Source organism: Comamonadaceae bacterium OTU4NAUVB1 (genome assembly GCA_024372625.1).
Lineage (GTDB): Bacteria > Pseudomonadota > Gammaproteobacteria > Burkholderiales > Burkholderiaceae_C > Variovorax.
On the sequence record CP099604.1, the window covers coordinates 278,731 to 289,855 of the forward strand.

Here is an 11,125-nt window from a genome sequence, read left to right on the forward strand (position 1 = left end):
ATGACGTTGAGCACTATCGGTACGTCATACGAACATCATGCGTCCAGAATCTGAAGCGCTTCGAGCGGTCTCGAACCGAGTCAGTAGGGATGTCCCCAAGTTCTGCGCCAGCCGTGCGGCAGACAGTAGAGAAACGGGACTCAACAGGGCAAAGGCACTCTACGAACAACTCTGGGACGCGAACGCAACACCAGCTCTCCATGCGAGGCAAGCTGCTCAGACATTCATTGACCACTGGCGCGACGCATCACGCTGCAAGGGAAGTGATCTGCCTGCTACGCCGGATGAACTCGAAGGCTGGCTTCAAGCAGGCTTGGCGGATACGGGCCTGCGTTATCGCGACTACCTTGCCAGGAGAAAAGGTGGCGCGCCCAGACAATACTTCACCAGTCGCGCTCATGCGCTGTATTTTCTTCGCTCGGTAGCACCCACCAAGCTGGTTGACGGCGCTTGGCTTTACGGCCTGTTGAAAGACATGGGCAACCCCCGCTTGAGCGACCTCATCTTCACCTATGTCGAGGAACTCGGTGATGGCGATCCGGCCAAGAATCATGTGCTGTTGTATCAACGCTTGATGGATTCCCTGGGCATCATTGACTGGCGTGACCAAGCCGATGCTTCCTATGTCCAAGGTGCATTGCAGCTTTCACTTGCAGTTTGCACCGACACGATGCTCCCGGAAGTCATCGGCTTCAATCTCGGCTATGAGCAACTGCCGTTGCATTTGCTGATCACCGCTTACGAGTTGGACGAACTCGGAATCGATCCCACGTATTTTTCATTGCACGTTACCGTGGACAACGCCGCTGGTGGTCACGCACGACGTGCCGTGCGGTCGGCCGTTGAAGCCTTTTCAGCAGCGGCCGACAAGACAACGTTTTGGAAGAGGCTTGAAGACGGCTACCGCTTGAGCGCCGTCGGATGGAGTACCACGGATGCCATCGCGTCGTTTGATCTTCACGCTGAATTCGTGCGGATCATCCAGCACCGGGCCGCTGAAGGAGCGGCCGTGCATTCCGACTACTGCCGCATTGAAGGCAAGACAGTCAACCAGTGGTTGGCGGTGCCAGACGGAGCAGCAGCGTTCGTCGACGCCCTCGGGCGCAAAGGATGGTTGCAGCGCGGCAGTGATCTAGCCTCCAGCCGGTTCTGGCAAATGCTTCAAGGCGAATCTGCAGCGATGTTCGGTGTTTTTGGCGATTACGAACTACAAGTCATCTACGACTGGATCCGTGGCGACATGGCAGTCGACGGTGCATGTTTCACCAAAGCGGACGATGTACCGCGTCCAGCGCATGCCTTTCGCCATCGCCGCAGGCTTGAGGCCTCCCATCAACGCCTGAGACTTGCCGATCTGACCAGTTCTCCAGGCAGTCTTGATCCTGAAATCGCAGAACTCCGACGGTCCCTTGCAGGTCATGTCGACTCGCAGCAGCAAGGTGCACTGTTGCATCGACTCCTGGGTCCTGCGCTTCATTGGACCTCGGCGGGACTCGAAGCCACCCGCTATTTGTCTTCGATCATGCGTGCGGCGCATTGAATTAGCGCTTTCGCGTTTTGACGGTCACAGCATTAACTGAAAAAACGACCACACTGAATCACCTTTGTTTTCGTTTGCGGCCAAAACCGTTACCGCGTCGACGCTGGCGTTGGCGTTGGCGTTGTCTTAGATGGCGTCTGATTGAACCGCAGGAATTCCATTTCTGGCCAAAAGCTGCTGGGTTTAGTCTTCAATGGGATTGCGTTGCTTGTTGACCATCTGCAATGCCTGTCCTGCCATGGATGCGGCACCACCAACTGTCACGGTCGCCACTGTGCTGACCATGCTGGCACCGCCACCCATCACGGTAGTCATGGCTGATGCTTGCACGCAGGCCGTCGCGGTTACGGCGAGAGTTCAGGTCAGCAGACCCGTCCAACACAGCGTCGGTCCTCTCAGGCGAAGCTATCAGCGGCGCCGACACCCAGCCGTTAAATTTTGCAGGCAGAAGCAGCGGGCCAATCTCTGACAAAGCGAAGGCGTTTAGTTGCACGGACTGACTTTCGGCGTCATCCACGATGAATGCTTTAGTGCACATGTCTAAGCATTTTTCCTGAGGTTCCCTGGACTCGTCATGAATCAAAAATCCAACGCTCTGCTGTCCTCCAGCAAAACTTCGAACGCCTCGCTCAGTCTTCCTCAGGAGCCACGTACTCTGGCGACCGCATCGTCGGCCGAGGTCCGCAAGGATGTCGAGCGAGCGACCGGACAATTTGCCCAGGCAGCTGAAGAAACCAAGGACCAAGTTGCCGACAAGGCACAGGAGGTCAAGGGCGAGGTGGTGGACACTGTGGACGATGCCAAGGACGTAGGCTCGCGCCTAGCCGACAAAGTGCAGCAATCAGGCCAAAAAGCCATCGAAGCCACCAGCGCTGTGGCCAAGTCCGCCATCAATGTGGCCGGCGCGAAGGTGCGTCAGGTTCAGGAGCGCATCGACACCGCGAAAAGCACGGCCAGCGATTACATCCACGAGGACCCGGTGCGTGCGGTGACCTACACGGCGATCGGCAGTGCGGTACTCACCGCCGCCCTGATCGGCATCTTCCGTCGTCGCTGAACCTTGCCTGTCCGTCAATGAACATCCCGGACACGTCTCATGCGTGAGCCAATTCAGAACGAGGGCATCCTGCCTTCTTCGCCTGCGACCTCCCTGGACATGGCGCGCGTCGTTCCAGTGATCGAAGAATCCTTGGTCGTCGACAAGCGTGTGGTCGACCAGGGTGGCTATCGAATCGTCAAGAGCGTGGACGTCCGCGAAGAAGTCGTGGACGAGCCCTTGGTGGCTCATACGGTCGACGTCGAGCGTCGAATCATCGGCCGCCTGTTGCCGTCAATGGAAGTACCGGCCTCTCGACAGGAGGGCAACACCTGGATCGTGTCGGTCGTCGAAGAAGTTCTGGTCACCGAAAAGCGCCTGATGCTCAAAGAGGAGCTCCACATCCGTCGCACCGAATCGGTCACCCGTCATCCCCAGACGTTTTCGCTTCGCAGCGAGAACGTCGCCATCGAGCGACTTGAACCCGGCGTCCCGCCGGTGAGCGAGAAGCTCTAGCCGTCTGGCTCAACAGCCAGTCCTTCACAGCCTCTGTCCGAGGCTGCTTTTTCCTCTCATCTTAAGAAGTAGACCCCATGAACTCAGTATTGGTTGGCATGTTTGATACCCGCGCCGCTGCCGAGCAGGCTCGCACGCGTCTTGTGGCAGCCGGCTTCTCGCCGGGCCAGGTCACGGGGAGCGATTCGAGTGCAAGCAGCAGCGCGTTGGCCGATGAGCCCGTGACTGCACGTCCAGGTGACGAAGGCGGCATCTCCGGCTTCTTTCGTTCGCTCTTTGGCAGCGACGACGCGGCAACCGCCCATTCAAGTACTTACCAGGAAGCCTTCCGCCGCGGTGGCTATGGCTTGACGGTCAGCGCCGTTGCCGATGCCGACATGGAACGCATCAGCGACATCATGGAAGACTGTGGTGCGGTCGATGTGGACGAGCGCGAACAGCAGTGGCGCAGTGACGGCTGGACCGGTGGCTCTGCTACCAGCACGGCGACGCAAGGTGTTGCGAGCGCCGTCGGCACCCATGTGGCCGCTGGCGAGACCAAGACCGTGAACCTGGTCGAAGAGAACCTGGCCGTGGGCAAGCGCGCCGTGGGCAAGGGCGGCGTGCGCGTGTTCAGTCGCGTGGTCGAAGTGCCGGTCGAGGAGACCGTTCACCTGCGTGAGGAGCATGCCGAAGTCCAGCGCCGCGTGGTCGACCGTCCCGCGACGGAAGCTGATTTCGCAGCGTTCCAGGAAGGCACGATCGAAGTGCGCAGCACGGCCGAGGAAGCCGTCGTGAGCAAGTCGGCGCGTGTCGTGGGTGAGGTCGAGATTGGCACCCAGGTTACCGAACGCGATGAAGTCGTGCGCGACACGGTGCGCAAGACCGAGGTGGATGTCCAACAACTCGACGCCACCCGCACCACGGGCAACCACGCCTCGGCGACCGGCCTGTCGGGCACGACCGCCTACACCGATGGCACTGCCAATCGTGACCCGATCACCGGCACTCCCGGCGCTCATCCGGTGGGCACGGGCGTTGGCGCGCTTGCCGGTGGCGCGGCCGCGGGAGCAGCAGTTGGCACCGTCGCGGGCCCGGTTGGCACGGCCATCGGCGCTGCCGTTGGCGCAGTCGCAGGCGGTCTGGCGGGCAAGGGCGTTGCCGAAGAGATCGACCCCACGGTCGATCCCAAGAGCAAGAAGGCGCTGTAAAGCAACGGTGTCGAAGCGAACTGTGCCACCCGCACAGTTCGCCACCTACGCACATTGAATACGTCTCGAGGAGATCAAGATGGGTTTGTTGGATCAGATTTTGGGCAGTGCTGCTGGTGGCATAAATGCTGGCTCGCAACAACGCAACACCGGCATCGGGAGCAGCGTCTTAATGGCATTGCTGCCCGTGGTGATTGGCATGCTGACTAACCGCGGAGGAAGCGCCGGAGCAACAGGTGGCTTGGGCGGCTTGGGCGGCTTGGGCAGCATCCCTGGCATGGGTGGTGCCTCATCGAGTGGCGCTGGAGGCTTAGGCGGACTAGGTGGCGCCGCAGGGATGGGCGGGTTGGGCTCGCTGATCGAGCAATTCACTCACAAGGGCTACGGCTCACAGGCCAATTCCTGGATCGGCACTGGGTCGAATGAAGCGTTGTCGCCACAGGCCGTGAGTGATGTCTTCGGTGAAGATCAGATCGCGCAGATTGCTCAACAGGCCGGCGTCAACACGGAGGACGCACGTCATGGCTTAAGTGAGCTATTGCCGAGCATGGTGGATCACTTCACACCTCAAGGCCAGGTGCCCAGTCTGGAACACATGTCTTCCAGCGTTGATGAGTTTATGAAACGAATGAATTCTCAACGCGATTGAAAATTAGCTTTCAAAACATAAAAGCCGATTTCCAAATCTTGCCATAAGGTTCTTTCTAGACATTACTTTTCAAAAGACATTGAAACAAAAAAGGACGGAATCGATCCGTCCCTTTTTTTATTTATTGGAAACGCTCAGTCAGGCGATTTTGCACTGATTGATATTTTACCTAATCAGCTACGATTTTTACTCATCTTTTGCAGCTAAGTTCACCGTCGTTTCTGCCAACTTGCTGCCGTACTGATCACCGCTGTACATTTCTTTCACTGCCAAGTCCAGAGCCTTCTTGTCATCTTCCAGACTCAATGCCTGGGCATAAGCAGCAGCAGTACCGAAACCAGCGATGCCATAATGAGTCATGCGTTGGTACTGAGCAATGATCAAGGCATCGAGCACCGGGCCCTTCTTGGGTGCTTCTTCAGTCGTGTGCTTCACGGCTTCGGCAACCAGACCTTGCATGCCCTTGTAATGCTCTTTTGACACCTTTTCGTTGTTGGAGCTGATGAGTTCCTTCAGAATTGCTGTGTGCTTCACAATCCCTTCTTGGGATTTCATCAGCATTTCCTTGAGGCTCTTGTCCGACGTCTTGGTGGTGATTTTCTTGACGAATTTCAACATCTGGTCGTTGGCCGACCAGAGGTCCTTGAGTTCGTCGATGTAGAGGTCTTGCAGATTTTCAGGGACTGACATGAAGAAATTCCTTTAGATAAAATTAGGATGCAAACGTTAGCGCCAAAGTTCGATTTCCATGACAACTATCAAATTACAACCCTCGTTTTAGATACAGTTGCCCTTTGACATGTCGGAGATAATCGCGTCAGGCAGTAAGAAATGAGTGCTTTCTGCTTATATCAGATTTCCATGATTAAATTTAAAGCCGAATTATTGGCGCCGAGGGAACAAGAAATGCGCCGTCTCGTCATTTCGGCTTCAAATGCATAGAGGATTCCTTGCGCTTCATGACTTCCACACCGCACCTGATTACGCCTGAATGTGATCAGTCGCTGCAATGCTTGATCATCGAGATTCATAAATTCAGTTAATGATAAATATTCTTGCATGTTGATTTTTGGTTGGTCAGGATGCCATCTGCAATGCCAATCAAAAAATCAAATCATAAAAAAACCTGCTGACCTTGTTAGATCAGCAGGCAAGCTGGAGGTGAAAATCACCTTTAAGGAGAACCTTGCCAATGATGCCGCCGATTCAAAACGGAAACGCTTTCATCATGGGCAGAACCTGCGAAATTTTTTGTCAATAGAACAAAGATGAACTCTGCTGAGTACCATGCTGATGAGTAACCTCAGTTGGTCGACTCACGTGAGTGTCCAACCGCGAAATGACGCTGGGATGTCGTTCATCGCGTAATGATGGACAGCACGTTCCTTGTTAAACACCTTGCTCAAGTGAGATGGGGGAATCGTCGGCTGGAGGTAGTTGAGTCCGACAAAGGCCTTGATGTGGTCGAGTGACTCCCAGACCGACAGCACAACGACTTCGAAGGTGCCATCGCCTGCGTCTTTGAGCAACACACTGGCGCGTTGGTTGCCCGGCGCTAAGCGCATGCGGGGGAGCACCATCCGCTCGACATCGTTACGGCATTCGTTTTCGATCGCAGCATGGATCCAAAACGTCCAAATGCGAAGTATTTGGGTCATGCAAGCAATCCATGTGGCAGTCAGCATCAATGTGTTTGTGAGTACCAAAGTACTACATAAATGCTTGGCCAGAGTTAGTATTTGCCCAACCCCTGATGCCTGAGGCTTATTGTCTGGATGCTGTTTAGGGATGCGAGATCGCGCGGCGATGAGCGCTGTTAGCGTTGATTGGCGGGACGCAACGACGCTTCAAGCGCCTCCCCAAGGCAGTGGTAACCTAAGATTATTTTTATAATCTCAGGTGTAAATCGGAGCGTCAAAACGTGCCTCATCTATCGAATCCGCCCTCCCCGACGCGCTCCCCCGCGGAGCGGCACTTCGTGCGTCACATCGGTCTGCACCACTTCGCCTACCTGCGCGCTGTAGCCGAAGGCCTAGACGTCGTCGAGAGCGCCGCGCGCTACCTGGGCACCGAGCACGGCCACGAGGCGCGCTCAGCCCACCAGCAGACCGTCGACGCCGTGCGCGCTATTGCGCGCCGGCGCAGCGAGCCCTGGCGCCTCGTGGGCCTGTCGATCAAGACCACGGGCACGGCGCAGCCGAGCCTGGAAGCATTTGCGGAGGGACGGCTGGAAGGCTTCTCCGATGCCGAGGTGCTCGAGCTTTATCGGGAGGCCTTCCCTGCCGATCGCAAGACGGCGCGCAGCCACCGGTTGCGCGAGCGCCAGCTGGCCCTGCTCCAGCGGCTCGAGGGCGTTGCCGCCGTGCAGCCGCAGCCCGGCGACCTGGTGGGTGGGTGGTTCGACGACCGCACGGCAGACAAGCTCATCGCCGCGGGGATCATCTCCCTGGGCGGGCTCCAGGCCCGCATTGCTGCAGGAGGACGTTGGTACCGCACCCTGCCGGCAGTAGGCCAAGCCAAGGCCCAGCGCATCGCCCAGCACCTGGCCACCTTGCTGCCGGCAGCGCAGCGGGCGGATCGACCGCTGTTTGCGCTCGTTACGATGCCCGCGCTGGCTATTCCGCTTGCAGCTGCTTCAGAGTCGGATAGCTCCGGCCCACCTCGCCTGCTGGCGGTGTCGACCGATGCGGAAGCCGTCAGGGCCTGGATTGCCGCGCGAGCGGGCTCCACAGCCACCGCCAAGGCCTACCAGCGCGAAGCCACCCGGCTGCTGCTGTGGCTGCAGCACGAGCGCCAACGCCGCCTCGCGCAGATGGACATCGAGGACTGCACGGCCTACATGGCGTTCCTGCAGCACGTGCCCGAGCGCTGGATCTCGCGCGCGCGGGCCCGTCCCGGCCAGCCGGGCTGGGCGCCCTTCCGTGGCCCGTTGTCGCATGCCAGCCACCGTCAGGCGGTGGTGATCGTCAACGCCCTGTTCACCTGGCTGCAGTCGGCCCAGTACCTGCCGGGCAATCCCTGGCAGCTGGTCAACAAGAAGACCGGAGATGACCGCGACCAGAAGATGCTTGATACCAAGGCCTTGTCGCAAGCCGCCATGGCCGAGGTGCTGCGCTTCATTGACGATCAGCCCATGAGCGCCTCGAGCGTGCGGATGCGTTTCATCCTGCGTTTCGTGGAAGCGGTCGGGCTGCGCTCGGCCGAGCTGCTCGGCGCGAAGCTACAAGACCTCAGGTTCGAGCCCGAGGGCTGGGTGATCCAGGTCCACGGCAAGGGCGCCCGAAACCGCATCGCCGCCATCCCTGGCCAGGCCCTGGACGCGTTGCAGACCTACCTCGCCCATCGCGGGCTTGGAAGCCTTCAGAACGCACCGCCTGAGGCGCCACTGCTGGCCAGCACCGCCGATGCCATGACGGCCATCGGCTACCAAGCCCTGTACGAGCATGTGCGCGGATGGATCCGCAAGGCCGTGGCCGCCTCCGAACTGCCGATGCACGAGCGCGCCAAGCTCGCCGGTGCGACGACGCACTGGCTGCGTCACACCTTCGGCACGCTCGCCATTGCACGCAACGTGCCCTTGGACGTGATCCAGGCCCAAATGGGCCACGCCAGCATTCAGACCACCACGGCGATCTATGGGCGCGCGCCGATCAAGCGGAGGGTCGATGAGTTGGGCAAGGCGTTTTCTTGAGGCTTACTGGAGCGCTGTGATTGCAACCGCCTGAAGCAGCACTATGAACTGCACACGTCTGCAAGACACTTAACGCCCGCGCTCCCTCGCCTTTGCTTGAAAACGCTGGGAAACAATTTTTCAAATTGCGTCCAACGTCGCCATTGCGGTGCTTCGATTAGATTTGTGCGAAGGATCGGAAGGTTCAATCGAGGTCAGCGATTGAGTTCGTAGGGAAAACTACGCCCTGCGCGCCGAAAGGCTGCCAACACCAGGGCGCGAAGTTGCCTGCGCGCCATGGCTTTGCCAACGGTATAGGCTGTCCAAGCAGGATAGATCGCATGGATCAGCTGCTCGCGAAAATCGCTGCGTTGACTCTGGAGTTGTCGGAACTGTTGCTCCAGCGTGTGACCGAGTGAAATGGGTCCAAAATTTGCGTTGAATGTCAGGCGCGCTAGCGCGCCACGTTGTTGCCATTCGTCCTCGTGCGAACGAACGATCGCATCGAGTTGGGCAAGCTGGCTTTCTTTGACAAACAAACAAAAGCTCAAGTCGATGCCTTTGGGTGGAAGCCAGCCGTCTGCCATCACCACCGGTGCGACGCCCAGTTCCATGGCTTCGAACATGCGAATGCTCGACGGGCTGGCGCCTCGTGGACACAAGGCAAACTTTGAGGCTCTCATCGTTTCGATGTAGACGCGTTGTTGAGCGCTCTTGTCGACCTTGCCGCCCGCGTCGTGTGACCAATGCTGATAGAAGTCGGTCGGCGCGACCTTGACGTCCGCCTGATCAGTTGATTTGTAGTGCCGGAAAATACGTTTGCGCAGCATCGAGGTGCTGCCCCCGATGAAGCTATAGAGAAAATCTTTCTGCATCGGCTCATCGATCAATCTGTCGATCCACATGTTGCGTTTGCCTTGGGCGGCAAAGAGGGAGGTGTAGGGACTGCAGGTCAGCGCCCGATGCCGAGACAGGAATGTGGTGTGGTTGGATGCATAGAGTGCCGGAATGTAGAAGTCGGTGACATCTGAATCTGAAATCGCTACGCATTTCTTCGGAAATCTCTTGTAAGCCTCGATCTTTCTAATCGATCTGGGGGTGCCATCACTCAAAATAATGATGTCTGCTTGTGCAGGATCGGCTGTCAAAATGACGTTTTCGAACTGCTGGAGAATGTCAGTCAACTCACGATAGTGATCTTGGTGGGAACAGCCAGCAACATGCAGAAAAATCATAAGCGCCTTTTTGAGTTGAAAACAGTGGCCGTCTACAGCATTCGAAGAGGTTTCCATGCAGTTCAAAAACGCCTGCAGAATATGATTTTTACAAGGAAAACTGTCTTTGAGAATCCATATCTTTGATTATATTCCCGGGAACCGTTGCGTAAAGTTCTATGGATAGAGTGCGGCTTGCATTTCAGAACTGCACTCACACCAATTTTATATGCCCAACCATGGCAGTTAAAAATGATAAACTTTCCTTAACCGACGAGCATTTAATCGATATCCATTCTTATAAAAAAGCCAAACAAAATAGAAAGTACGAAAGATATAAAAAGTATGCCGAGTGCCGCCACATCCAGCTTAGGATGATTAAACTACGGCTTGATTTATTTTGTAATGCAACAGATTTTTTCTGCGCTTGAAAAATAAACTTTTTCATCTTCTTTTGGATAATTTTTTTGGTATCTAAACCTCAACCAATCATCCAGATTGTCAAGGTCAGGACATTAAAAGATAGATTTGCTAAGAATTGGCGCTAGTAAAGCCGCGCCTGTGCTGCGTTCACGCATGTAAATGAAACAAGCATTGGCACTGGCTCAGAACTTGCCCAACGAGACGTCGGTCTACTTCAACGAACAGATGGGATGAAACGCGCCCAATGGGTTGCGGCGCGTTCGAAACAACCGGTTCTCTGCTTAGGCGACCTGCGTCTCAGGGGGGAGTAACTGAGTGGAAGAAACCACGTGGCAAGTTTTTGCCTTGTTGACCCACTGGTACAAAGCTAGAGGAATAACTGCGCGATTTCATGTCAGCATCGTACTACATGAATAGCACCAAAGTACTCATTTTGTGATAAATTTGGCGCGTTGACTCGATATTCAGACGCACAGCAGTCGGTTGAGCCAGAGGAATGGAGGGTAAGCCTCTGAAAAGCATGCGTTTGTGCACGAACGTGCGTGCTAATTCGATCTGCGCCAAGGTACGCGCTCAATGATCGCTCAGGCCAGCAGGGCTGGTACGTGTCTTGCAGAAGTCAAACCGTGACATCGCACGTTACGTCGAAAATAACGCCCACGACTGGCACCTGCAGAGCGTGAAGGTCCTTCCACAACAGAGCAGGTCATGCGTCACTCATTTTTCTATCTTCAACGCCAAGTTCAAGTCGATGTGTTCGAGAACGGTGGCACTTGGCGTTGGGCATCTGTCATCGACGGGTCCGATCCTTTAATCATTGATAGAGCTATGACTGGCACGGCAGCGAGAGGGTTGCAAGAAACTCGCGCGACTGCAAGAACAGCCAT

At 56.5% G+C, this 11,125-nt stretch carries 9 protein-coding genes; 6 read left to right on the top strand and 3 right to left on the bottom strand.

The window, feature by feature from the left end:
* Positions 1–37: 37 nt before the first annotated feature.
* The 5 genes from NF681_03495 (at position 38) to NF681_03515 (ending at position 4,931) form a co-directional block, all read left to right on the top strand.
* Positions 38–1,540: an iron-containing redox enzyme family protein gene (locus NF681_03495; GenBank protein ID UST52734.1), complete on the top strand. Its 1,503-nt coding sequence runs from the start codon at positions 38–40 to the stop codon at positions 1,538–1,540.
* Positions 1,541–2,114: 574 nt separating this feature from the next.
* Positions 2,115–2,597, top strand: coding sequence for a hypothetical protein (locus NF681_03500; protein ID UST52735.1), 483 nt, complete (start codon positions 2,115–2,117; stop codon positions 2,595–2,597).
* A gap of 39 nt (positions 2,598–2,636) precedes the next feature.
* Positions 2,637–3,092, top strand: coding sequence for a YsnF/AvaK domain-containing protein (locus NF681_03505; protein UST52736.1), 456 nt, complete (start codon positions 2,637–2,639; stop codon positions 3,090–3,092).
* Positions 3,093–3,169: 77 nt separating this feature from the next.
* Positions 3,170–4,282, top strand: coding sequence for a YsnF/AvaK domain-containing protein (locus NF681_03510; protein ID UST52737.1), 1,113 nt, complete (start codon positions 3,170–3,172; stop codon positions 4,280–4,282).
* 79 nt (positions 4,283–4,361) lie between these two features.
* Positions 4,362–4,931, top strand: a complete 570-nt coding sequence (locus tag NF681_03515; protein UST52738.1) for a YidB family protein — start codon at positions 4,362–4,364, stop codon at positions 4,929–4,931.
* A 186-nt stretch (positions 4,932–5,117) separates the two neighbouring features.
* Here the strand turns inward: NF681_03515 and NF681_03520 are convergent, their stop codons facing one another.
* Together NF681_03520 and NF681_03525 are read right to left on the bottom strand one after the other, a co-directional pair.
* A complete protein-coding gene (locus tag NF681_03520) occupies positions 5,118–5,621 on the bottom strand; it encodes a ferritin-like domain-containing protein (protein UST52739.1) in 504 nt (167 codons plus the stop codon).
* A gap of 626 nt (positions 5,622–6,247) precedes the next feature.
* On the bottom strand, positions 6,248–6,589 hold the full coding sequence (locus tag NF681_03525; GenBank protein UST52740.1) for a hypothetical protein: 342 nt from the start codon (positions 6,587–6,589) through the stop codon (positions 6,248–6,250).
* A 320-nt stretch (positions 6,590–6,909) separates the two neighbouring features.
* Between NF681_03525 and NF681_03530 the strand changes: the two genes are divergently transcribed.
* Positions 6,910–8,622 (top strand): site-specific integrase, encoded by a 1,713-nt coding sequence (locus tag NF681_03530; GenBank protein ID UST52741.1) that lies wholly within the window; start codon positions 6,910–6,912, stop codon positions 8,620–8,622.
* 194 nt (positions 8,623–8,816) lie between these two features.
* Here NF681_03530 and NF681_03535 read toward each other — a convergent pair whose 3' ends face one another.
* Positions 8,817–9,893: a glycosyltransferase family 47 protein gene (locus tag NF681_03535; protein UST52742.1), complete on the bottom strand. Its 1,077-nt coding sequence runs from the start codon at positions 9,891–9,893 to the stop codon at positions 8,817–8,819.
* Between the last annotated feature and the right edge of the window lie 1,232 nt (positions 9,894–11,125).

What these genes read in the sequence shown, in the direction of transcription:
- NF681_03495 (UST52734.1), top strand. Translation starts at nt 38, where the DNA reads ATGCGTCCAGAATCTGAAGCGCTTCGAGCGGTCTCGAACCGAGTCAGT.
- NF681_03500 (UST52735.1), top strand. Translation starts at nt 2,115, where the DNA reads ATGAATCAAAAATCCAACGCTCTGCTGTCCTCCAGCAAAACTTCGAAC.
- NF681_03505 (UST52736.1), top strand. Translation starts at nt 2,637, where the DNA reads ATGCGTGAGCCAATTCAGAACGAGGGCATCCTGCCTTCTTCGCCTGCG.
- NF681_03510 (UST52737.1), top strand. Translation starts at nt 3,170, where the DNA reads ATGAACTCAGTATTGGTTGGCATGTTTGATACCCGCGCCGCTGCCGAG.
- NF681_03515 (UST52738.1), top strand. Translation starts at nt 4,362, where the DNA reads ATGGGTTTGTTGGATCAGATTTTGGGCAGTGCTGCTGGTGGCATAAAT.
- NF681_03520 (UST52739.1), bottom strand. Translation starts at nt 5,621, where the DNA reads ATGTCAGTCCCTGAAAATCTGCAAGACCTCTACATCGACGAACTCAAG.
- NF681_03525 (UST52740.1), bottom strand. Translation starts at nt 6,589, where the DNA reads ATGACCCAAATACTTCGCATTTGGACGTTTTGGATCCATGCTGCGATC.
- NF681_03535 (UST52742.1), bottom strand. Translation starts at nt 9,893, where the DNA reads ATGGAAACCTCTTCGAATGCTGTAGACGGCCACTGTTTTCAACTCAAA.